This is a genomic window from Paractinoplanes aksuensis (assembly GCF_024137025.1).
In the GTDB taxonomy this organism is placed as follows: domain Bacteria; phylum Actinomycetota; class Actinomycetes; order Mycobacteriales; family Micromonosporaceae; genus Actinoplanes; species Actinoplanes aksuensis.
This window is the reverse complement of record NZ_JAMYJR010000035.1, coordinates 97446-118872: the sequence shown is the minus strand read 5'-3', so window position 1 is coordinate 118872 and position 21427 is coordinate 97446. Positions and strand designations below refer to the sequence as shown.

At 71.4% G+C, this 21427-nt stretch carries 20 protein-coding genes and 1 pseudogene; 12 read left to right on the top strand and 9 right to left on the bottom strand.

The features are described 5' to 3' along the window. The first annotated feature begins 191 nt into the window (after positions 1-191). Positions 192-1583 carry a sigma-70 family RNA polymerase sigma factor gene (locus M1L60_RS32010; protein ID WP_253241282.1) on the top strand — a complete coding sequence of 464 codons (1392 nt, stop codon included), beginning with the start codon at positions 192-194 and terminating at the stop codon, positions 1581-1583. Positions 1584-1651: 68 nt separating this feature from the next. Further along, positions 1652-3943 carry a putative bifunctional diguanylate cyclase/phosphodiesterase gene (locus tag M1L60_RS32005; protein WP_253241281.1) on the top strand — a complete coding sequence of 764 codons (2292 nt, stop codon included), beginning with the start codon at positions 1652-1654 and terminating at the stop codon, positions 3941-3943. Here the strand turns inward: M1L60_RS32005 and M1L60_RS32000 are convergent. After that, a complete protein-coding gene (locus M1L60_RS32000; protein WP_253241280.1) occupies positions 3893-4414 on the bottom strand; it encodes a sigma-70 family RNA polymerase sigma factor in 522 nt (173 codons plus the stop codon). The two genes, M1L60_RS32005 and M1L60_RS32000, sit on opposite strands and share 51 nt — an antisense overlap. 247 nt (positions 4415-4661) lie before the next feature. Between M1L60_RS32000 and M1L60_RS31995 the strand changes: the two genes are divergently transcribed. Together M1L60_RS31995 and M1L60_RS31990 are read left to right on the top strand one after the other, a co-directional pair. Further along, on the top strand, positions 4662-5162 hold the full coding sequence (locus tag M1L60_RS31995) for a sigma-70 family RNA polymerase sigma factor (protein ID WP_253241279.1): 501 nt from the start codon (positions 4662-4664) through the stop codon (positions 5160-5162). Between the two features lie 56 nt (positions 5163-5218). Then, positions 5219-6454 carry an alpha-hydroxy acid oxidase gene (locus tag M1L60_RS31990; RefSeq protein ID WP_253241278.1) on the top strand — a complete coding sequence of 412 codons (1236 nt, stop codon included), beginning with the start codon at positions 5219-5221 and terminating at the stop codon, positions 6452-6454. Here the strand turns inward: M1L60_RS31990 and M1L60_RS31985 are convergent. Next, positions 6444-6668: a hypothetical protein gene (locus M1L60_RS31985; protein ID WP_253241277.1), complete on the bottom strand. Its 225-nt coding sequence runs from the start codon at positions 6666-6668 to the stop codon at positions 6444-6446. The two genes, M1L60_RS31990 and M1L60_RS31985, sit on opposite strands and share 11 nt — an antisense overlap. Further along, positions 6629-7564: an SDR family NAD(P)-dependent oxidoreductase gene (locus M1L60_RS31980; RefSeq protein ID WP_253241276.1), complete on the bottom strand. Its 936-nt coding sequence runs from the start codon at positions 7562-7564 to the stop codon at positions 6629-6631. Before M1L60_RS31980 ends, M1L60_RS31985 begins: the two co-directional genes overlap by 40 nt. Positions 7565-8150: 586 nt before the next feature. On the opposite strand from M1L60_RS31980, the gene M1L60_RS31975 reads away from it, so the two are divergent. After that, positions 8151-8729, top strand: a complete 579-nt coding sequence (locus M1L60_RS31975) for a HEAT repeat domain-containing protein (RefSeq protein ID WP_253241275.1) — start codon at positions 8151-8153, stop codon at positions 8727-8729. A 163-nt stretch (positions 8730-8892) separates the two neighbouring features. Here the strand turns inward: M1L60_RS31975 and M1L60_RS31970 are convergent, their stop codons facing one another. Together M1L60_RS31970 and M1L60_RS31965 are read right to left on the bottom strand one after the other, a co-directional pair. Next, positions 8893-9087 carry a hypothetical protein gene (locus M1L60_RS31970; protein ID WP_253241274.1) on the bottom strand — a complete coding sequence of 65 codons (195 nt, stop codon included), beginning with the start codon at positions 9085-9087 and terminating at the stop codon, positions 8893-8895. 112 nt (positions 9088-9199) lie between these two features. Continuing rightward, positions 9200-9517 carry a hypothetical protein gene (locus tag M1L60_RS31965; RefSeq protein WP_253241273.1) on the bottom strand — a complete coding sequence of 106 codons (318 nt, stop codon included), beginning with the start codon at positions 9515-9517 and terminating at the stop codon, positions 9200-9202. Between the two features lie 136 nt (positions 9518-9653). Here M1L60_RS31965 and M1L60_RS31960 point away from each other — a divergent pair, with 136 nt between their 5' ends. Next, on the top strand, positions 9654-10655 hold the full coding sequence (locus M1L60_RS31960) for an NAD(P)H-dependent glycerol-3-phosphate dehydrogenase (protein ID WP_253241272.1): 1002 nt from the start codon (positions 9654-9656) through the stop codon (positions 10653-10655). 149 nt (positions 10656-10804) lie between these two features. Here the strand turns inward: M1L60_RS31960 and qcrB are convergent. Then, positions 10805-12346, bottom strand: a pseudogene (gene qcrB / locus M1L60_RS31955) (cytochrome bc1 complex cytochrome b subunit); the annotation flags it as partial. A 116-nt stretch (positions 12347-12462) separates the two neighbouring features. On the opposite strand from qcrB, the gene M1L60_RS31950 reads away from it, so the two are divergent. Continuing rightward, positions 12463-13071, top strand: coding sequence for a hypothetical protein (locus M1L60_RS31950; RefSeq protein ID WP_253241270.1), 609 nt, complete (start codon positions 12463-12465; stop codon positions 13069-13071). Positions 13072-13133: 62 nt separating this feature from the next. On the opposite strand, the gene M1L60_RS31945 is transcribed toward M1L60_RS31950, so the two are convergent. Both M1L60_RS31945 and M1L60_RS31940 read right to left on the bottom strand, forming a co-directional pair. After that, a complete protein-coding gene (locus M1L60_RS31945) occupies positions 13134-14129 on the bottom strand; it encodes a DUF4331 family protein (RefSeq protein WP_253241269.1) in 996 nt (331 codons plus the stop codon). A gap of 17 nt (positions 14130-14146) precedes the next feature. After that, positions 14147-14890, bottom strand: a complete 744-nt coding sequence (locus M1L60_RS31940) for a class I SAM-dependent methyltransferase (protein WP_253241268.1) — start codon at positions 14888-14890, stop codon at positions 14147-14149. 108 nt (positions 14891-14998) lie between these two features. Between M1L60_RS31940 and M1L60_RS31935 the strand changes: the two genes are divergently transcribed. Genes M1L60_RS31935 through M1L60_RS31920 form a run of 4 tightly spaced genes read left to right on the top strand, consistent with a single transcriptional unit; the run spans position 14999 to position 18898 of the window. After that, entirely contained in the window at positions 14999-16654 is a 1656-nt protein-coding gene (locus M1L60_RS31935; protein ID WP_253241267.1) for an AfsR/SARP family transcriptional regulator, read from the top strand. A 9-nt stretch (positions 16655-16663) separates the two neighbouring features. Beyond that, positions 16664-17905 carry a cation:proton antiporter gene (locus M1L60_RS31930; protein WP_253241266.1) on the top strand — a complete coding sequence of 414 codons (1242 nt, stop codon included), beginning with the start codon at positions 16664-16666 and terminating at the stop codon, positions 17903-17905. Positions 17906-17915: 10 nt separating this feature from the next. Further along, a complete protein-coding gene (locus M1L60_RS31925; RefSeq protein ID WP_253241265.1) occupies positions 17916-18092 on the top strand; it encodes a hypothetical protein in 177 nt (58 codons plus the stop codon). Positions 18093-18100: 8 nt separating this feature from the next. Continuing rightward, complete coding sequence (locus M1L60_RS31920; protein ID WP_253241264.1) at positions 18101-18898, top strand: alpha/beta fold hydrolase; 798 nt, start codon at positions 18101-18103, stop codon at positions 18896-18898. A 61-nt stretch (positions 18899-18959) separates the two neighbouring features. Here the strand turns inward: M1L60_RS31920 and M1L60_RS31915 are convergent, their stop codons facing one another. After that, positions 18960-20270 (bottom strand): lysine N(6)-hydroxylase/L-ornithine N(5)-oxygenase family protein, encoded by a 1311-nt coding sequence (locus M1L60_RS31915; protein ID WP_253241263.1) that lies wholly within the window; start codon positions 20268-20270, stop codon positions 18960-18962. A gap of 141 nt (positions 20271-20411) precedes the next feature. Between M1L60_RS31915 and M1L60_RS31910 the strand changes: the two genes are divergently transcribed. Next, positions 20412-21356, top strand: coding sequence for a methionyl-tRNA formyltransferase (locus tag M1L60_RS31910; RefSeq protein ID WP_253241262.1), 945 nt, complete (start codon positions 20412-20414; stop codon positions 21354-21356). The last annotated feature ends 71 nt before the right edge of the window (positions 21357-21427 follow it).

The window sequence follows — 21427 nt, the reverse complement described above, 5'->3', positions numbered from 1 at the left end:
TAACAACACACGCTCACGGGACGGGTTCCGGGAAGCGAAGGGGATGTCGCGAATGTTGCCAGACGGTTTCGACCGGTTCAAGGTGACCAATTCGCCCGTACCGGCGTAACGCTTTTTCATCTTCTTGAATGCGGTGAATCGCTCTTCTACGATCCGGTCGAGCCCCGGCTCGGCGCAGGAAGGAGGGCTCCATGACGGCACCCCGGCCCGTCCGTGACGACGACATGGTGCTCGCAGCCCGGGCCGGCGACCGCGCCGCGCTCAACGAGCTGGTGCGCCGCCACCTGCCGCTGGTCTACAACCTCGTCCGCCGGGCCCGGCCCGGTGACGCCGAGGTCGACGACGTGGTGCAGGACGTCATGATGCGCGCGCTGCGGCAGCTGGGGGACCTGCGGTCGCCGGGCAGCTTCCGATCCTGGCTCACCGCCATCGCCGTCCACCAGATCAGCACCCACGGCGTACGCGAGAGGGCCGCGGCCGACCGGGCCGCCCCGCTCGAGGCGGCCGCCGGCCGCGCGGACGATGCGGCCGAGGTCGAGGGGCCGGCCGTGCTCCGGGCCGCCCTGACCGGGCAGCGCCGCCAGGTGCGGCACGCCACCGCCTGGATGGGCGCGGACGAGCGCACGGTGTTCTCGCTGTGGTGGCTGGAACTGGTCGGCGAGCTCACCCGGGCCGAGGTCGCCGCCGGCCTCGGCGTCGGCGTGGCCCACGCGGGAGTCCGGATCCAGCGCATGCGCGAGCAGCTCGAGGCCAGCCGCGGCATCGTGGCCGCCCTGGAGGCGGCGCCGGGCTGCGACGCCCTCGGTGAGGTCGTGGCCAACTGGGACGGGACGGCGAACTCGTACTGGCGCAAACGGATCGGCCGCCACGTCCGGGCCTGCCCGGTCTGCACCGCCGCCGCCGGCGACCAGGTGCCGGCCGACCGCCTGCTGCCGGCCCTGGGCCTGCTGCCCGTGCCGCTCGCCCTTCTCGGCGCCGACCTGATCAAATCCGCGGTGACGGCCAAGACCGCGACCGCTGCCGCCCTGCACGCGCTGGCGACGCATCCGCTGCTGGTCGCGATCGGCGCGAGCGTTCTGGCCGTGGGGGTCACCGTGCCCGCCACCGGGTGGGCCACCGGCACGCAGCCGCCGCCCCGGCCGCAAGCGTCGGCCGGGCCGTTGGCCAGAGGGCCGGTGTCGCTCGAGTCGGCCGCCGCGCCCGGGCAGTACGTGACCGTGTTCGGCGATCAGGGCGTGCTCGCCGCCGTCGGCCCGGGCAGCGTCGCCGCCGACCGGCAGCAGGCCACCTGGCAGGTGGTCGCCGGGCTGGCCGACCCGTCGTGCGTGTCGTTCCGCGCCGCCGGGGGCGGATACCTGCGGCATCAGGACTTCCGGCTGCGGCTGAACGCCGACGACGGCACCGTGCTGTTCCGCGGGGACGCCACCTTCTGCGGCGCGGCCGGGGCGGCGGCCGGTGGCATCGCGCTGGAGTCGTACAACTATCGGGGTTTCTTCGTGCGGCGCATCGGTGACCAGCTCGGGATCGACCAGCTCCCGGCCAGTGCCGACAGCACGTTCTTCGCCCGCCCCGGGTTGATCTGACCATTTCCTTCAACTGGCGCCGGTTGCGGCCGATTTTCCCCGGGTCGAGAGCCAGGTGGGGAGGGCATGTGAGGACGTTGCGGCGGGATCCGATCCTGGTGGCGCTGTTCGCCGTCACCCTGACCGGATTCGTGCTGTTCGCCCTGCTCGAGGGCGACCCGCACCGCCAGTCGCAGGTGTTCTGGTGCGCGCAGGTGCCGATGGACGCCGCCCTGGCCTACGGGGCCTGGCGGTTGCGCGCGCTCGTGCCGCACTACCGCCGGTTCTGGTCGGCCATCGCCTTCGCCGGGTCCTCGTTCACGATCGGCGACAGCTTCCAGGCCGTTCACACCCTGTTGAACCCGGCCACCGCGTCGACCACCGGCACCACCGTGCAGTCCGCCTTCTTCATCGTCGGCATGTCCAGCAACGTGCTGGCCTGCCTGCTCTTCCCGCACGGCCTGCGCTCGTCCCGCGAGCGGCTCGTCTTCTGGCTCGACGCGACCACCGTGCTGGTCGGCGGCGGCGTGGCGGCCTGGTGCTTCGCCGTCTACCCGGTCACCGCGCCGGTCGACCGGGTCACCGCCAGCATCACGGCCGCCCTGGTCGTGGTGGCCGCGTTCGCCGCGACCAAGGCCGCGCTGGTGCCCCGGCCGCCGATGGCCCGGGTCGCGGCCTGGCCGATGGTCGCCGCGCCCGTCGTCCAGGGGCTCGCGGCGTTCCTGCCCGGCCCGTTCCAGGACCAGGACCACTCGTACGTCTTCATGGTGTTGCTGCTGCCCTCGCTGCTCATCGCGATCGGCCCGCGCATCCAGGAGGCTGTGGTCCGCACCGACGGCCCGGTCCCCGCGGTCAAGCGCAAGCCCTACAGCCTGCTTCCGTACGGAATGATCGCCGTGACCTTCGCGGTGTTCCTCATCGCGCTGCCCGACGACGTGTCGACCCGCTTCTGGGGCGCGACCGCGGGCGTGGTCGTCATCACGGTGCTGGTCGCGGTGCGGCAGCTCATCGCCTTCCAGGACAACGTGCGGCTGATCGATCGCCTCGACGTCGCGCTCGACCACCTCACCGACCAGGAGGTGCTGCTGCGCGAACAGGCCTCGACCGACGGCCTGACCGGGCTGGCCAACCGCACCCACTTCACCGAGCAGTTGCAGCAGCACCTGGACGAGGGCGGCTCCCCGTCCGTGCTGCTGATCGACCTGGACGACTTCAAGACGGTCAACGACACGATGGGCCACGCCGCCGGCGACGCCCTGCTGGTCGACGTGGCCGAGCGGCTGCGGGCCACGGTCCGGGCCGACGACCTGGTCTCGCGGCTGGGCGGCGACGAGTTCACCATCCTGCTGCCCGACACCGGGCCCGAGGGTGCGCGCCGCGTCGCCGACGACCTGCAGACGGGACTGGCCGGGCACACCCGGGCCAGCATCGGCGTGGCCTGGGCCCGGCCCGGCGACGAGCCGGCCACCCTGCTCAGCAACGCCGACATCGCGATGTACGAGGCCAAGCGGCGGGGCAAGGGCACGTCGGTCTGCTTCAGCGACGAGATGGGCGCTCGCACGGCGGCCGACGCCGAGATCATCCGCGATCTGGCCTCGGCGGTCGGCGGCGGCGAGTTCACGCTCGTCTACCAGCCCATCGTGGCCCTCGACGACTTGCGGATGACCGGCGTCGAGGCGCTGATCCGATGGAACCACCCGACCCGGGGCCTGGTCTCGCCGGTCGAGTTCATCCCGCTGGCCGAGCGGTCCGGGCACATCGTGGGGATCGGCGCCTGGGCCCTGCGCGAGGCGTGCCGGCAGGCCGCCCGGTGGCGGGCCGACTTCCCCGGCGCGGGTGACCTGAGCGTCGGCGTGAACGTGGCCGGCCGCCAGCTGCGCAGCCCCGGCTTCGTCGACGAGGTGGCCGCGGTGCTGCGCGACACCGGCCTGCCCCCGCGCCTGCTGACCATCGAGGTCACCGAGACCGCGGTGCTGGACGACGAGGAGTCGGCGGCGGCCCTGCTCGGTCTGCGCGCCCTGGGTCTGCGGCTCGCGCTGGACGACTTCGGCACCGCCGCGTCCTCGCTCGGCCTACTGCTGACCGTGCCGGTGACGACCCTGAAGCTGGACCGCTCGTTCGTCGAGTCGATCACCACCGTGGGCCGGCAGGCGGCCGTGGCCACCGCGGTCAGCCAGATGGCGACCGCGCTCGACTTCTCGTCGGTGGCCGAGGGCATCGAGACCGACGAGCAGCGCGAGCTGATCCGCGGGCTGGGCTACGAGTACGGCCAGGGCTACTTGTTCGGCCGGCCTCTGCCCCCGCACGAGGTCGGCGACCGCCTGCAACTGCTAAGCGGCGATTCCCGTGCGCAGGGCGCGCAGGGCGTAGTGCGTACGTGATTTGACCGTGCCGACCGGCAGGCCGAGCCGCTCCGCCGCCTGTTCGGGGGTGTGGCCGTGCAGGAAGACCTCGGACAGCACCGCCCGGTGGGCCAGGCTGAGCCGGTCGAAGGCGTGCCGCACGGTCTGACCGGCCAGCGCGGCCGCGATCGTGTCGTCGTCGGCCGGCATCAGCGTGAGGTCGAGGGCCGTACTGGTGACAGGTTGGTGGTGGCGCAGCCGGACGCTGTCGATGACCAGCCGGCGGGCCACAGTGAACAGCCAGCGCCGGATGCCCTCGTCGTCCGGGGGCAGGTCGTCGATGTGGCGCCAGGCCCGCAGCATCGTCTCCTGCAGCAGGTCCTCGGTGGCTTGTTCGTCGTGGGTGAGGCGGCCGATGAACCGGGCCAGACCGGGGGAGCACGCCTCGTACAAGGCGACCAGGCGGCTCTCCCGGTCCCGGTCAGCGACGGTGTCCAACGCGGCAGGCATGATCCCGACGCTAGGTGGGCGCGGTGCGATCGGAATGGCGTGCGAATGCGATTCGAGTGACGTTGCTGTGCGCGTTCGCACGATTGCGGCGTGCCGCAAAAGGTTGGACGGAACGTTATTCGGTGGATTCGGAACGCAATTTATTAATCCGGTCCTAAAGGTGCCGAAGTGTCAAGAATCATAAAGCGAACCAGGGCCTCGAAGTCACGTTGAAGGGCGGCGTCCCCAGCAGGAATCGAGAGCCCCGATGACGCAGACCGACCGCCTGTTCGCCACACTGGTCGCCGACCATCACGCCGCCCTGGTCAGTTATGTGCGCACGATCGTCCGCGACCACCATCTGGCCGAGGACATCGTGCAGGAGACGCTGATCCGGGCCTGGCTGCGCACCGAGCGGCTGCACAGCACCGAGGGCTCACTGCGCGGCTGGCTGCTCACCGTCGCGCGTAACCTGGCCATCGACTGGCTGCGCAGCGCGGCCGCCCGGCACGAGTGCGTCGGGGTGGCCGAGGAGCCGGTGGCCGTCGTCCCCGATCACGCCGACCGCGTCGTGGCCCGCACCGACGCCGCCGCGACCCTGCGCCGGCTCTCGGCCGAGCACCGGAGCGTGGTGGCCCACATGTCGCTGGCCGGTTGGACCGCGCAGGAGACGGCCTCGCACCTCGACATTCCCGTGGGCACGGTGAAGTCGCGCCAGCACTACGCGTTGTCGCAGCTGCGGGCCCGGGAGCTCACCCCGGCGTACTGAAAGGGCCGTTGACGCCAGACATGGTCACCTCGGATTCTGAGCCGTAGGCTGGCCGCGTGGTCCAGCGTCAATTCCCCAAGCCCGCCGAGATCCTCGAACTCATGCAGTTCAAGAAGCCTCAGCTCAACGGGCGCACCCGCCGTCTCGAAGCCGCCCTCACGATCGAGGACCTGCGGCTGATCGCCAAGCGCCGCACCCCGCGGGCCGCCTTCGACTACACCGACGGCGCGGCCGAGGGTGAGTTGTCGCTGACCCGGGCCCGGCAGGCCTTCCAGGACGTCGAGTTCCACCCGTCGGTGCTGCGTGACGTGGCGAACGTCGATACCTCGGCCACGGTCTTCGGCGGCCCGTCGGCCCTGCCCTTCGGCATCGCGCCGACCGGGTTCACCCGGCTCATGCAGACCGAGGGTGAGACGGCCGGGGCCGGGGCGGCTGCCGCCGCGGGCATCCCGTTCTGCCTGTCGACGCTGGGCACGACCAGCATCGAGACGGTCAAAGAGGTCAACCCGACCGGCCGCAACTGGTTCCAGCTGTACGTGATGAAACAGCGCGAGATCTCGTACGCCCTGGTCGAGCGCGCGGCCAAGGCCGGCTTCGACACGCTGTTCTTCACCGTCGACACCCCCGTGGCCGGCGCCCGGCTGCGCGACAAGCGCAACGGCTTCTCGATCCCGCCCCAGCTCGGCCTGCGCACCATCGCCAACGCGGTGCCCCGCCCCTGGTGGTGGTACGACTTCCTGACCACGCCGAAGCTCGAGTTCGCCTCGCTCTCGGCCACCGGCGGCACGGTCGGCGAACTGCTGGACGCCGCGATGGACCCGACGATCAGCTACGAAGACCTGCGGATCGTCCGCGAGATGTGGCCCGGCAAGCTCGCGGTCAAGGGCGTGCAGACGCTCGACGACGCCAAGAAGCTGACCGCCCTGGGCGTCGACGGCATCGTCCTGTCCAACCACGGCGGCCGCCAGCTCGACCGCGCCCCCATCCCGTTCCACCTGCTGCCCCAGGTGGTCCGCGAGGTCGGCGCCGACGTCGAGATCAGCGTCGACACCGGCATCATGAACGGCGCCGACATCGTGGCCTGCATCGCTTTGGGCGCCCGCTTCACCCTGATCGGCCGGGCCTATCTGTACGGGCTGATGGCGGGCGGCCGACCCGGTGTCGACCGCGCCATCGGCATCCTGACCGAGCAGATCGTCCGCACGATGAAACTGCTCGGCGCCCACAGCCTGGCCGAACTCACCCCGGCCCACGTCACCCAACTGGCGCGCCTGGTCCCGATCACCCGCTGAGCCACCGGGCCGGCCCGGGCCGGGCTTCAGCCCCGGCCCCGGCCCGTCCGGTCAGCCCGGCCACGTCGTCGCCGAGGCCGGCCACGGGCTTGGCGTGGATGTCCAGGTCGATCGGGTGGACGCGGCTCAGGTGGCTCGCGCCCTGGTCGCCGAGCCCGATCCAGCCGACGGCCGTCAGGCCGGTGCTCCGATCGCGTGGGCCGAGACGGTCCACAGCCGCTCGGCGTTCTCCGGGTCCAGCGAGTAGGGCGCGACGCTGGCCACCAGCTCCTCGACCTTGTCGGGGCGGTGGTCGGTCGGCACGGCCTCCTGGTTGTCGTTGAAGTACCGGCCGCCGATCCCGTCGAGCAACGGCGAGGTGGCCAGCAGCACGGTGGTCGAGGCGCCCTGCTGGGTGGTCTTCCGCAGTTCGACCGGGGTGGCCAGTTTGCCGCCGACGTGCCGCTGCAGCGGGGTGGCGATGGCGCCCGGGTTCACCGCGTTGACGGTGATGCCGTCGTCGCGCCAGCGCGTGCTCGCGGCCACCGCGAACAGGTTGACCGCGGACTTCGACTGGCCGTAGGCGAGCGTGGCGTCGTACGGACGGAAGTGGAAATTGATGTCGTCGAAGACCACCGGCGAGAACAGGTGGCCGGACGAGCTCAGGCTGACCACCCGGGCTCCCCGGGCCGCGGCGAGGGCGCGGTGCAGGCCGAGGGTCAGCGCGAAGTGGCCGAGGTGGTTGGTCGCGAACTGGAACTCCCAGCCCCGCGGGTCGGGTGTGCGCTCGGGCAGCGCCATCACGCCGGCGTTGTTCACCAGCAGGTGCAACGGCCCGTCCCAGGCCTCGGCGAACGCGGCGATCGACTCGAGGTCGGTCAGCTCCAGCGGGCGGACGTCGATCAGGTCGTTGCCCGTGCTGCGGGCGATGTTGTCGGCCACGGCACGGGCCCGTTCGACATCCCGCACGGCCAAGGTGACGGCCGCGCCGCGCCGGGCGAGCGTCCGGGCCGTCTCGACGCCGATGCCGGACGCGCCGCCGGTGACGATCGCGCGCCGGCCGGTCAGGTCGACCCCGTCGGACACCTCGTCAGCGGTCGATTTCGCGGTGAAAGGCGTAGTTATCCGCATCCTGGTCCTCCTCAGACTCGGCCGCCACCGTGCCGCAGCCGAGTGCCGAACCAGTGCAGATCCTGCTCAAGCGGGCGCGGTCAGGGTGACGCCCAGCACGGGGATGGTGAGGGTGCCGTCGGCGGCTACGGACCAGCGCCAGTGGGTGCCCTTGCCTGCGTCGCCGCAGAACAGGCCGGTCCAGCCGGCGCCGGCTGTGCCGCACAGGGACAGGGCGGTGGCGGCCTGGTCGGGGGAGTAGGCGATGACCAGGCCGGCGATGGGGCGGCGCCAGGCTGTGCCTCGGACCGGGCCGGTGTGGGGCCGCCGTTGAGGGGTTGCCGTCGGGTAGCACGCGAACCGGCAGGCCGGGGCGTAGGCGGGTCACCTCGGCCACCAGGTTCTGGATGACCTGGCGGGCCACGGCGGGGTCGCCGGTGATGCTCAGGACGCCGTCGAGGCGGCTCAGGTCTACGAGGAGGGGGTTGCCGTCGGTGTCGGCTCCGGCGCGGACCATGCAGGTGAGGGGGTCGCGACGGGTGGGGGCGGGGCCGGCCGGGCGGCGCCAGCTCTTTCGCCGAGAGCGCGACGGCCTGGGCCCGGCCTGTTGCCTCTGCTCGACGGCCTTCCGGTCGATGACCTGCGCGCAGCAGTGCGCCGTTCCCTCGACCTGCTCGGCCCCCGGGCGCTTCCCCTCGCCCGCCGCTGGTCCGCGACCGCGGCACATCCCGTGCGCTGGTCGGCCTGCACGCTGCTCGCCGAGCACGGCGATGAAGCTGACGCCCCGGCCCTGATCACCGCCTGGGACTGGCTCGACAGCCGCCCCGACGACCTCTGCGGCTACGACGACCTGGCCGCGGGTCTGGCCCGCATCGGTGGCGAGGCGGCCCGAACCGCCGTGCCCCGTCTGCACCGCCTGTGGCACAGCCCCCACTCGTACGAACGGGCCGCCTATCTGCGGGCGCTGTTCATCCTCGACCCCGACCACGTCCATCCCCGCCTGGCCGAGGCCCTCTGGGACTGCGAGCCGGCCGTCCGCGAGTTCGGCGCCGAACACGCCCCCCTCACCCCGGAAGTCAACGAAAGACTCGACTTTCTGACCACCGACCCGATGGAAACCGACGAGGTACGCACCGCAGCCACCACCCGCCGGTCCGGCTCAACCCCGCACCCGCACGAGGGGTAGGAACAGCTCGTCCACGATGTCGACCAGGACCGCGGGAATGCCCCGCATCTTGTACTCGGGCCTTCCTGGACCCCCAAGGCCGCCTTCCACGCCCTGGCCGAATACGGCCGCCGCCGCGCAGCCGAAGTCAGATCCGGTGCCGGGATGCAGGGGAGCGGCGGCATCAAGCAGCCACGGTGACCGAAAGCTCCCGGGGAACGCCGAACTCCTCGATCAGCCCGATCAGTGCCTGGCGGAGATCTTCGACCGCAGCGTCCTCGGTCTCGCCCTCGCCGTGTGCACCCGCACCCGGGCGTAACTGGGCGCAAGCACACCAAACGCCGTCCTCATCCCGCCCGACGACAATCGGCACGGTCACGGTGCGAAGCTCAGTCACGTCGGTGGTTTCCCCGATTGTGCGTCATCGCACGACTATAGTCGCGTGACTATGTCGAATCAACGAGCCGATCGTCGTGCGAGGGGTGGTTCGGTCAGCCGATCAGGAGGCTGATGAGCAGGCCGGTGGCGACCAGGACGTAGCCGGTGGTGAGGGCGGGGTTGCGGACCGGGCGGCCGGCGGCCAGGCCGACGAAGCCGGAGAGGACGCCCAGGGCGATGGCGTACGCGGGGAGGGGGCGCGACCATTCCGGGCCGTTGATCGGGCAGAGGTCCTGACTCGTTCCGACGATGCAACCGTTGGACATGATGTGGGCGCCGGCGATCAGGGTGCCCACGGCGAGGAGGATCAGCACCACGAAGATGCCGGCGAAGGCGATGAACTCGGCGGGGCCGCCGTAGCGTCCGCGCACGGATTGTCCGGTTGTCACGTTTCCCCGTTCATGGTTGCTGGGCGTGATCGTCAGTACACCACTTCGAAGCAACGCCGGTAGGCCCGGAACGGGGGTGGGCACCGTATCCTCGACCCACGTCAGGGAGAGGGGAACCATGCGGGTCACTGTGCTGGGCGCGGGATCGTGGGGTACGACGGTCGCTTCCGTCCTGACCCGGCGGGATCATGAGTCGCTGATCTGGGCCCGTAATCCCGAGGCGGCGGAAGAGATCGGCGTCAAGCACACCAACGAGCGCTATCTCAAGGGCTTTCCGCTGCCCGACCGGCTGCGGGCCACGGCCGACCTGGCCGAGGCGGCCGGCCATGCCGAGTTGCTCGTGGTCGGCGTACCCACGGGGGCTTTTCGCGCGACCCTCGAGCAGGTGCGGCCGCATCTGCACCCGTGGATTCCCGTGGTCAGTCTCAGCAAGGGGCTGGAGCGGGACTCGCTGCTGCGGATGACCGAGGTGATCAAGGACGTGCTGCCGGGGCATCCGGCGGCCGCGCTCACCGGGCCCAACCTGGCCAAAGAGATCATGGCCGGTATGGCCGCGGCGACCGTGATCGCGACCGAGGATCTGACGGTCGCGGCCGAGCTGCAGCGCGTGTTTCGGCGGGGGCTGCTCCGCGTCTACACCAACCACGATGTCATCGGTTGTGAGGTCGGTGGCGCCCTCAAGAACGTCGTCGCCATCGCGACCGGGATCGCGCAGGGGCTCGGCGTCGGTGACAACACGCGGGCGGGGGTGATCTCGCGCGGGCTGGCCGAGCTGAGCACCCTCGCCGTCGCGATGGGTGGCGAGCCGGCGACCCTGGCCGGGCTGGCCGGGATGGGTGATCTGGTGGCCACCTGCATCAGCCCGCACAGCCGCAACCGGTACGTCGGCGAGCAGCTGGGGCGTGGCCGCAGCCTCGACGAGATCCTGGCCGAGATGGGTCAGGTCGCCGAGGGCGTCAAGACCGTGCACGCCGCGACCCAGTTGGCCGACCAGTACGGGCTGGCCATGCCCATCACCCGCACGATCCACCGCGTGGTCACCGGTGACATCACCGCCGAGCACGCGTACGACGGCCTGCTGCGCTCCGTCCCGGCCGGCCACGAGTCCGAGCCGGGCTAACCCACCTCCTGCCGGCCGTGATCGGCGTCCGCCGGAGCTGAAGAGCCGTTGGCCGAGGAGCCGTTGGCCGAGGAGCCGTTGGCCGTGAGCGCGGTTGAGGGGCCATTGGCTGTGAGCGCGGTTGAGGAGCCGTTGGCTTCGAGCGCGCCCGAGACCGCCCGGGGCGCCGCGTGCTCGACCGGGAAGAAGAAGCCCTTGACGGCCGGCGGCAACGCCCCCACCCGGTTCATCTTCTTCGGCACGACCCACCCGCCGTACTTCGGCGGGTCGACCGCGAGCGGCTGGTGCACCTCTTCGAAGGCCCCGTTCGGCAGCCGCCGGATGATGCCGGTCTCCACCCCGTGCGCCAGCACCTCCCGGTCGTGCTGCTGCAGCCCCAGGCAGAGGCGCACCGTGACCGCGTACGCCACCGCCGGCCCGATGATCAGCCCGATCCGCCCGGCCCACGTCATCGCGTTGAGGCTGACGTGGAATTTGTCGGCGATGATGTCGTTGCCGCCGGAGACCGTCGCGATGAAGAAGAACGTCAACGCCATCACGCCCAGCCCCGTCCGGTGCGGCACGTCGCGTGGCCGCTGCAACAGGTTGTGCCGCTCGTAGTCCTTGTTCCATCGTCTTTCCAGGAACGGATAGGCCGCGGTCAAGGTGAGCAGCGCGCCGAACCCGGCCACCGCCGGCCAGAAGATGGGCGGGATGCTGTAGCCGTCCCCGATCGGAATGGTGATCTGCCAGGCCGGCATGAGCCGCACCAGGCCGTCGAGGAACATGACGTACCAGTCGGGCTGGCTGGCCGCCGACACATCAGCCGGCCGGTACGGGCCGAACAGCCAGATCGGGTTGATCTGGAACAACCCGGCGCTCAGGGCGAGCACCGCGAACACCGACATGAACATGCCGCCCTGTTTGAGCGCGTACCGCGGGAACATGCGCTCGCCGACCACGTTGTGCTCGGTCCTCCCCGGTCCCGGCCATTGAGTGTGTTTCTGGATGAAGACCAAGCCCACATGGACGGCGATCAGGGCCAGCAGCACGGCCGGGATCAGCAGCACGTGCAGGATGAAGAACCGCCCGATGATGAGATCACCCGGGAACTCGCCGCCGAACAGCGCGGCCGACGTCCAGGTGCCGATGACCGGGATCGACAGGATGATGGCCGACGCGATGCGGAGCCCGGTGCCGGAAAGCCCGTCGTCCGGCAGCGAGTAACCGGTGAACCCGGCCAGGAAGCCGAACACGAACAGGCCGACGCCGAGCACCCAGTTGGCTTCGCGCGGCTTGCGGAAAGCACCCGTGAAGAACGTACGGGCCATGTGCACGACGATCGCCGCCATGAACAGCAGCGCCGACCAGTGGTGCATCTGCCGCACGAACAAGCCCCCGCGCACCTCGAACGACAGATCGAGGGTCGACTGGTAGGCCTTGCTGACCTCGACCCCGCGCAGCGCCGGATACGACCCCTGGTAGGTGACTTCCTGCATCGACGGCTCGTAGAACAGGGTGAGGAACACCCCGGTCAGCAGCAGGGCGATGAACGAGAACAGCGCGATCTCGCCCAGCAGGAAGGACCAGTGGTCCGGGAACACCTTGTTGAGCACTCCGCGCAGGGGTGTGGAGACCTGGAACCGCTCGTCGACCCCGGCCGCGGCCGCCGACACCTTCTGCGAGCGGGTCTGCTTGATCCGTGCTGCCATGAACCTTTGACGGCTCGGCGCGACAAGGTGTGACACCTGGAGCGATCGGGGAGGCCCACGTCACAGAGGAGCAGAGGAACTCGAACCATTGAGGCGGGCTGTCTCGTGTGTCGGGCATGACGCTGATCAAGACCCGTGCCGCGGTCGTCCTTCTCGGCGCCGCGATGCTCGCGGCCGGCTGCGGCAAGACTGTGACCATCGGTGACGCCGGAGATCAACCCGCACCGCCGCCCGCCGCGTCGGTCACCACCCCGGCCGAGGACGATGAGCTCAAGCTGGTCAACTCGACCGCCGAGAAGGACGGCAAAACCGGCAACGGCGGCACGGTGATCGGCATCGAGGTGCAGGAGCAGCCCCCGGTCTGGGTCCAGCTGTCCGCGGTCACCTCGCCCCCGCTGAACAAGCCGCACCTGATCAACATCAACCAGGCCGCCCTCTACCGGTTCGACGACGACTCGGCTGACCCGTCCAAGACCACCTGCTTCGACGACTGCGCCCAGAAGTGGCCGCCCGTGACCATCCAGGAGACCGGCAACGTCTACCTGGCCGGCGTCGACCCCGAGATGATCGGCGCGATCCGCCGCGACGACGGCACGGTGCAGCTGACCGTCGGCGGCTGGCCCGTCTACCGCTTCGCCCAGGACAAGAACCCCGGCGACCTGAAGGGCCAGGGCGTCGGCGGCACCTGGTTCGCGGTCGCCCCCGACGGCCAGCGCGTCAAATAGCCGGTCGCCGGGGCCCGGCCTCTCGCCCCCCCTGCCTGCCGGGCTCCGGCGACCTCGACTCCCTAGTTGGCCGGAATGACGTACGGGAACTCGTCCGACGTCGTCGTCGGGGCCAGCCCCGTGCTCACCGCCGAGTTGGTGACCAGCGAGAACATCACCTCGGGGGCGTTGTCGCCGAGGTGCCGCCCGTTGAACGCGGCGAACGAGAAGGCCGCCGGCGTGCCCACGACGTACGGCAGGGTGTCCGGGAAGATCCGCTGTACGACCTCGGCCGCGTACGCCTCGGGCCGGCCCGACGTCTCGAGCCGCCGCACCGCCTCGGCGATCAGCTCGCCCGTGGCCGCGCCGTAGTTGGCGATGTCGTCGGCCGGCACCGTCTCGTTGGCGTGGCTGGCCGCCTGCGAGTCGTGGTCGCGGAAGATCGGCCAGATCATCGGCAGCCCGGCCCGGTTGATCTGCCCCCAGCCGCCGGCGTCGGTGGCCAGCTTGGTGACGCTCCAGACCCGGATCGGGCGGCCGGTGCGCAGCCGGGGGTCGGTCAGCGGCACCCGCAGCACGATGGTGGACACCGTGGAGCCGGCGAACGTGCTGGCCACGTCGGCCGGTGGGCGCAGGTCGGCGTCCCGGCCGTGCTGCACCAGCTCGTCGACCGCGCCCAGCTGGCGCAGGTCGAGATAGAACGGCTCGGCGGCCCGGCCGGCCCAGATGGTCTCGTCGCCGTCGCCGGTGATCTCTTTGCCGAGATGCCCGTGGGCGATCTGCACGCCTACGGCGGTGTCGTCCGCCGCCTCGGCGCCGGTCAGCCGGTAGACCCGGTAGTCCGGGCCGTCCTCGAAGACGAACCGGTAGGTCAGGTCCTCGACCGCGGCCCCGTCGAGGTGGATCTTGAACTCGTACCGGCCCTCGGGGTGGAAGCCGAGCGGCTTGTCCTCGCCGGCCAGCGAGGTGCGCACGTCCATCACGAACACGGTCGCGCCGGGCACGTCGAACACGTACTGGTCGGTGATGTTGAGACGGGCGTCCTGGCGGGCCAGGGGGGAGTCGAGATGGTGAGACACGGCGTTGTTTCCAATCCTCAGAGATGGGCCACGATCGCCACGGCGGCGAGGTGGGCGCGGTGTTCGCGCAGGGTGCGGCGGATGGCGAGGATGCGGTGCCGCGCGTCCGGGCGGCGCAGCACGTTGCCGACGAAGCGGGCCGCGCCGGGCACGCCCTCGTCGGCGATCAGGCGGCGGGGCTGCAGCAGGGCCATCGGGGCCGGGCGGGCGGCCTCGACCGTCAGGCCGTGCACGGCCAGCAGCCCGGTCCACTCGCCGACGGTCAGCGGCCGGGCGTTGACGTGCATGACCTGGGCCAGCGAGCGCCGGATGCGGGTGCGCGCGTCCTCGTCCAGCGAGTCCGGCACCAGGGCCAGCTCGTGCAGCCCGAACCGGCCGCCGGGGCGTAACAGTCGCGTCGCCTCGGTCAGGATCCGGTGCTTGGCCCCGTCGCCCTGCATGCTGAGGAGCGCCTCGCCGAACACCACGTCGGCCGAGTCCGCGGCCAGGCCGGTTGTGGCGGCGTCGGCCCGTACGGCGTGTTCGGGGTCGCCGGGGTGCAGATCGACCCCGATGTACGAGGCCGCGCCGTGGGCCCGGGCCAGCCGGCCGGTGTCCCCGGCGCCGGCCGCCAGTTCGACCACGGTCGCCCCGGGCAACCGCAACTCGTCCAGCAGCCAGGTCGTGAGCTCGCGGCCACCCGGTCGCAGCACCCGCTTGCCGAGGCGCTGGAAGAGCTGGAAGGCCGCGACCCGGTCGTCCGGCAGCGCGCTGCTGTCCATGCGCACCTCCTTCGTCGCCCCCGGTCAACGACGGCTCGACGGGTCTGTTCAACGCCGTGACGCGGGACACCGATTTACTACAACAGTAGATTGTATAAACTGACGCTCGTGAACTTCGATCTCCTCGGGTCGATGCGCGTCCGCCGTGACGACGCCGAGATCCCGCTGGGCCCGCGTCAGCAGCAGCTCGTGCTCGCCCTGCTGCTGGCCCGGGCCGGTGGGCTGGTGCCGATGGACGACCTGGTCGAGCTGCTCTGGGAGGGCGACGCCCCGCCCAGCGCGGCCAACGCCGTGCACCGGCAGATCGGGGCCCTGCGCCGCCTGCTCGAGCCCGGGCTGCGAACCCGCGAGGTCGGCCGTTACCTGTTGCGCGAGCAGACCGGCTATCGCCTGCGGGTCGAGCCGGTCTCGTTCGACCTGCTGCGCTTCCGGGCGCTGATCGAACAGGGCCGCAGCCGGATGGCCACCGGCGATGCCGCGGGCGCCCTGGCCGCGTACTCGCGAGGGTTGGAACTGTGGCGGGGGCGATGCGCGGCCGGACTGGGGCGGCATCCGGCGTTCGCGGCCATCGAGGGGGAGCGGGCCCTGGGCGTACGGGAAGCGGCCGACGCCGCCGTCGCCTGCGAGCAGACCCGGACCGTCCTCACCCCGCTGCGTCAGGTTTCCGACCAGTACCCGCTGGACGAGTCGCTGCAGAGCCGGCTGCTGGTCGCGCTGGCCGCCGACGGACGGCAGGCCGAGGCGGTGGCCCGTTTCCACGACGTCCGCCGGCGGCTGGCCGAGGAGATCGGGCTCGACCCGGGCCGGGAACTGCGCCAGGCGTACGACCGGGTGCTGCACCAGCAGGCGGCCGCGCCCCCGTCCGCATGCTCCTCCGGCCTGCCCCGGCCCACCCAGTTGCCGCCGGACCCGCCGTACTTCACGGGTCGCGAGACGCTGCTGGCGCGGGCCCACGCCGCGGCGACCCGGCCCGGCGGCCCGCGGGTGCTGGCCGTCGACGGCATGCCCGGCGTGGGCAAGACGACCCTCGCCGTCCACCTCGCCCACCAGCTCGCGCCCGGCTTCCCCGACGGTCAGTTGTACGTGGACCTGCGCGGCTTCCAGGGGCAGGGCACCGTGATGGCCCCGGCCGAGGCGTTGCGCGGCTTCCTGCACTCGCTCGGTGTCGCCGCCGGAGCCATCCCGGCCGAGCTGCACGCGCAGGCCGGGCTGTTCCGCAGCCTGGTCGCCGACCGCCGCCTGCTGATCGTGCTGGACAACTGCCGGGACGCCGAGCAGGTGCGGCACCTGCTGCCGGCCTCGGCCGCGTGTCTGGTGCTGGTGACCAGCCGGGTGCGGCTCACCGCCCTCGTCGCCGGTCACGGCGCCGTCCGGCTGCCGGTCGGCCTGCCCGGCGCGGCCGAGGCCCGCGAGCTGGTCGAGCAACGGCTAGGCGGGCGCGGCTCCGAGACCGACCGGATCGTCGCGCTCGGCGGCCGGCTGCCGCTGGCCCTGGCCGTGGTCTGCGCCCGGGTCGCCGACGAGCCCCTGGATCGGATCGCGGCCACCGGTCTCGACGAACTCCGCGAGGCGTTCTCGTGGTCGTACCGGGCGCTGTCCCCGGGCGCCCAGGCGCTGCTGCGGACGGCCGGCGACGACCTGGCCGCGGACCGGACCGCGCCCGCGCTGCTGCGCGAACTGCGGGACGCGCACCTGCTGACCGAGCACCAGCCGGGCCGCTACCGCGCGCACGAGCTGGTGCGGGCCTACCTGGCTGAGAGCTGACCCACAGGCTTGAACGGGCGTCCCACCCGGTCGTTGACCGGCGGCGTGGCCGATCTGTCCTACGAGAACCTTCTCCTTGTCTGCGTCGTCGGCGCGGTGATCCCGCTCGCCCTCGGCTTCTTCCCCCGGCTGCGGCTGCCCTCGGTCGTCCTCGAGATCGCGGCCGGCGTCGTGCTCGGCCCGGCCGTGCTGGGCTGGGCCGAGGTCGACGAGCCGGTGGCCGTGCTGGGCTGGCTCGGGCTGACCTTCCTGCTGTTCCTGGCCGGCCTCGAGATCGACCCGGCCCACCTGCGCGGCTCGCTGGTCCGCTCGGCGAGCCTGGGCTACCTGATCACCCTGGCCCTGGCCACCCCGATCGCGGTGGCGCTGGCCCTGGCCGGCTGGATCGACGACCCGGCCCTGCTCGTGATCATTCTCTCGGCCACCGCGCTCGGCCTGGTCGTGCCCGTGGTCCGCGACGCCGGCGAGGCCCGCAGCGCGTTCGGCCAGTCGGTCATCGTGGCCGGCACGGTGGCCGACGTGGTCTCGATCATCCTGCTCTCGATCCTGTTCGGCGCCGAGGGCGACACGACCTCGCGCACCGCGCTGTTCCTCACGTACGCCGGTCTGCTGGCCGGGCTCACCGTGGCCGTCGCGCTCACCGGCCGCAGCGGCCGCCTGCAACGGATCCTGACGTCGTTGAGCGAGACCACGGCCCAGATCCGCATCCGGCTGGCCGTCGTCCTGCTGGTCGCGTTGACCGCGCTGGCCAGCCGCTTCGGCCTCGAGACGATCCTGGGCGCGTTCCTGGCCGGCGTGGTGCTCAGCGTCCTCGACCGCCGCCCGCGCGAGCATCCGCACTTCCGTCCCAAACTGGACGCGCTCGGCTTCGGTTTCCTGATCCCGGTCTTCTACGTGACGACCGGCCTGCAACTCGACCTGGACGGCCTGCTCGCCGACCGCGAGGCACTGCTGCGCGTGCCGATTTTCCTGCTGGCGCTGCTCCTCGCCCGCGGCGTGCCCGCACTGCTGTTCGTCAAGGTCCTGGGTGTACGCCGGTCCGTCGCGGCCGGCTTCCTGCAGGCCACCTCGCTCCCGTTCATCGTGGCCGCGACCCAGGTCGGCCTGGCCGTCGGCCTGCTCTCCGCAGTCTCGGCCGCCGCCCTGGTCAGCGCGGGCATCCTGTCCGTGGCGCTGTTCCCCGCCGCCGCCTTCGGCCTGCTCCGCGGCAGCCACCGGGAGGAGCACTTGACCGTCATAAAGGCTTCCTGACGTACGGGCCATGAAGCGCTATGTGATCGCCGCCGGCGCGGCCGTGCTGTCTCCGGTGATCGGCGTCGCCACCGCCGCCGTCGTCGTGGTCGCGGCAGTGGCCGCCGGGGCCGGACGGCTGCTTTCGGCCCATTCATCGGTAAGACGTCGGTCACATCGTGAAAATCGCGCCGGATCCGACCGTTGAACGGCGGCATGGAACAGATCACGGCGCGCGGCCTGACCTTCGACGTGTACGCGGCGGGCCCACCCGACGGCCGACCGGTGCTCCTGCTGCACGGCTTCCCCCAGGACCACCGCGAGTTCGACGAGGTGTTGCCCGGCCTGCACGCCGCGGGCCTGCGGACGTACGCCTACGACCAGCGCGGCTACACCCCGGGCGCCCGCCCCGCGGCGGTTGGCGACTACCGCCTGACCGAACCGGTGGCCGACGCGGTCGCCCTGCTCGACGCCCTCGGCCTGGGCACGGCCCACATCGTCGGGCACGACTGGGGCGCACAGGTCGCCTGGCGGCTCGCGGCCGAGCATCCCGAGCGGGTGCTCAGCCTGACCGCGGTGTCGCTGCCCCACCCGAGGGCGCTGGCCCGAGCGCTGAAGAAGAGCTGGACCCAACGCCTGCGGCTCGCCTACGTCGGAGTGCTGCGGTCGGCCGCCGGCGAGACCGTGGCCGGCCTCCTCCTGCCCCGCTTCGGGCCGCGCGCCGACCAGTACGCCGAAGCCATGCGCGACCGGGCCCGGCTGACCGCGGCCCTCAACTGGTACCGCGCCCTCGACGACCCGCGCGTTCCCGTGATCGGCCGGATCGCGGTGCCGACCACGTTCGTCTGGGGCGAGCAGGACTTCGTCGTGGGCCGCGCCGCCGCCGAGGGCACGGCGGCTCTGGTCGACGCGAGTTACCGGTTCCTTGCCCTGCCCGGGGTCGGCCACTGGGTCCCCGAAGAAGCGCCCGGCCCGCTGGTCGAGGCCGTTGTCGACCGCGTCCGCGCAAGCTGACCGGCCCGGGCCGGCTGCTCAGCGCGCCTGTTCGTCAGGCGCGCTGAGTTCTCGGGCCCGGTCAGGAGACGCCGAGGGTGGTGCGGGCCGGGGCGGTGATCGAGGCGAGGATGTCGCCCGAGCGGACGGCCGACGTCGAGAGCAGTGACGCCGTGATGCCGTGGGTGTGTTCGGTGCCGCCCTGCAGGTAGATGCCCGCGGCCATCGTGGCGTCGGTGCGGATGCGGTAGTCGCGGTCGACCAGGGGGCGGCCGAACTCGTCGCGCTCGCAGCGGTCGGCCACGTCGCCCAGCAGGGGGAACGGGTCGACCGGGGCGTATCCGGTGGCGCAGATCAGCACGTCGGCGTCCAGCGTGGTCAGCTCGCTGGTGGTCAGCATCTCGATGTCGACCGAGACCTGGTCGCCCTGTTCCTGGGCACTGGCCAGCCGTGACATGTTGAGCAGGCGCAGCCGGCTGACCCCGCCCACCCGCTCGCGGTAGACCCGCCGGTACAGGTCCTCGATCAGGTCGTTGTCGACCACCGAGTAGTTCGTGTTGCTGTGGTAGTTCATCAGCATCGTCTTGACCTCGGCCGGGGCGTCGAAGTAGTCGTCGACGGCGGCGGGGTCGAAAATGCGGTTGGCGAAAGAACTGTCATCGGCGGGGCTGTAGCCGTAGCGCGAGAAGACGCCGCAGACCTCGGCTGTGGGGAATTTCTCGTGCAGGAACGCCGTGATCTCGGCCGCGCTCTGACCGGCCCCGACCACCACGAAACGGTCCGCCTTCTCGACCCGGCCGATGTTGGTCAGCAGGTCACGGCTGTGCCAGACGCGCTCGCCGAGCTCCACCCCCGAGGGCAGGATCGGGCGCAGGCCGGTGGCCACCACCAGGTTGCGGGCCCGGCACGCCGTGACCAGGCCGTCGGCGCCGCGGGCGAGCACGTCGAACGCCTCGATCACGCCGTCGCGGATCACCGGGACGACCTCGGTGACCTCGCTGCCGTAGTGCACCACGTCGCCGACCCTGGCCGCCGCCCACTCCAGGTAGTCGTGGAACTCGACCCGGAGCGGGAAGAACGTCTTGTGGTTGATGAAGTCGATCAGCCGGCCCCGGTCCTGCAGGTAGCACAGGAAGCTGTAGCGGCTGGCCGGGTTGCGCAGGGTGACCAGGTCTTTCAGGAAGGACACCTGCATGGTGGCGTCCTCCAGGAGCATGCCGCGATGCCAGCCGAAACTGGCCTGCCGCTCGAAGAAAACGGCGGTGACGGGGTTCGCGGGGGTGTCGTCGTTGTGCTCCTGGACAGCGATGGCCAGAGCCAGATTGGACGGACCGAAACCCACTCCCACCAGGTCGTAGACCGGGATATCGCGCTGCGGGGCGGTCGGTGACATCGGCAGTCCTCGTGGTCGGTGTCGAGTGTGTCGACACGGGCGTCAAGGGGTTCGGCTTCCCCTCCTAGTCGGCGGAAGCGAGGTTAGACTAACCTAACTTTTGCCGACCTCGATGGGTCAGCGGAAGGGTCAGGAGGAGCCGTGCGGGTTGTCATGTTCGGGTACCAGACGTGGGGTCATCGGACCCTGCAAGCGCTGCTGGACTCGGAACACGAGGTCACACTGGTCGTCACCCACCCGAAGAGCGATCACGCCTACGAGCGCATCTGGAGCGACTCGGTCGCCGACCTGGCCGCCGAGCACGGCATCCCGGTCGAGACCCGGGACCGCCCCGACGACGACCTGTTGCTGCCGCTCAAAGAGGCCGCGCCGGACGTCATCGTCGCCACCAACTGGCGTACGTGGATCCCGCCCCAGGTCTTCGACCTGCCCCGGCTGGGCACCCTCAACGTGCACGACTCGCTGCTGCCCAAGTACGCCGGTTTCTCGCCCCTGATCTGGGCGCTCATCAACGGTGAGCGCGAGGTCGGCGTGACCGCGCACATGATGGACGGCGAGCTCGACGCGGGCGACATCGTGCTGCAGCGCTCGGTTCCGGTCGGCCCCCGCGACACCACGGCCGACCTGTTCCACAAGACGCTCGACCTGTTCGGCCCGATCACCGTGGACGGGCTGGCCCTGATCGAATCCGGCGGCACCGAGTGGACGCCGCAGGACAGGTCGCAGGCCAGTTTCTTCCACAAGCGGTCGGACGAGGACAACCGGATCGACTGGACCTGGACCGCCGAGGAGCTCGACCGGCTGATCCGGGCCCAATGCGACCCGTACCCGAACGCCTTCACCTTCCACAAGGGCCAGCGTCTGCGGATCGTCGCGGCGCGGGTCTCGCAGGGCATCTACGGCGGCACGCCCGGCCGCATCTTCTATCGCGAGGACGACGCCGTCGTGATCGTGGCGGGCGCCGAGGCCCGCCGCGGCACGAGTCACGGCCTGGCCGTCGAGCGGGTCCGTCTCGACGACGGCACCGAGCTCGGCGCGACCGAGTATTTCCGCTCTATGGGCGGATACCTCACCCGCCACCCCTGACCTCAGACCCACGACAGGCCGGCGGCGGGTGCCACCCGGCCCGCTTCTTCCTGACCGGGAGTGACTTTTCT

Coding starts and splice junctions, on each gene's coding strand:
- M1L60_RS32010 (WP_253241282.1), top strand. CDS start 192: ATGACGGCACCCCGGCCCGTCCGTGACGACGACATGGTGCTCGCAGCC.
- M1L60_RS32000 (WP_253241280.1), bottom strand. CDS start 4,414: ATGCCTGCCGCGTTGGACACCGTCGCTGACCGGGACCGGGAGAGCCGC.
- M1L60_RS31995 (WP_253241279.1), top strand. CDS start 4,662: ATGACGCAGACCGACCGCCTGTTCGCCACACTGGTCGCCGACCATCAC.
- M1L60_RS31980 (WP_253241276.1), bottom strand. CDS start 7,564: ATGCGGATAACTACGCCTTTCACCGCGAAATCGACCGCTGACGAGGTG.
- M1L60_RS31960 (WP_253241272.1), top strand. CDS start 9,654: ATGCGGGTCACTGTGCTGGGCGCGGGATCGTGGGGTACGACGGTCGCT.
- M1L60_RS31950 (WP_253241270.1), top strand. CDS start 12,463: ATGACGCTGATCAAGACCCGTGCCGCGGTCGTCCTTCTCGGCGCCGCG.
- M1L60_RS31940 (WP_253241268.1), bottom strand. CDS start 14,890: ATGGACAGCAGCGCGCTGCCGGACGACCGGGTCGCGGCCTTCCAGCTC.
- M1L60_RS31925 (WP_253241265.1), top strand. CDS start 17,916: ATGAAGCGCTATGTGATCGCCGCCGGCGCGGCCGTGCTGTCTCCGGTG.
- M1L60_RS31920 (WP_253241264.1), top strand. CDS start 18,101: ATGGAACAGATCACGGCGCGCGGCCTGACCTTCGACGTGTACGCGGCG.
- M1L60_RS31915 (WP_253241263.1), bottom strand. CDS start 20,270: ATGTCACCGACCGCCCCGCAGCGCGATATCCCGGTCTACGACCTGGTG.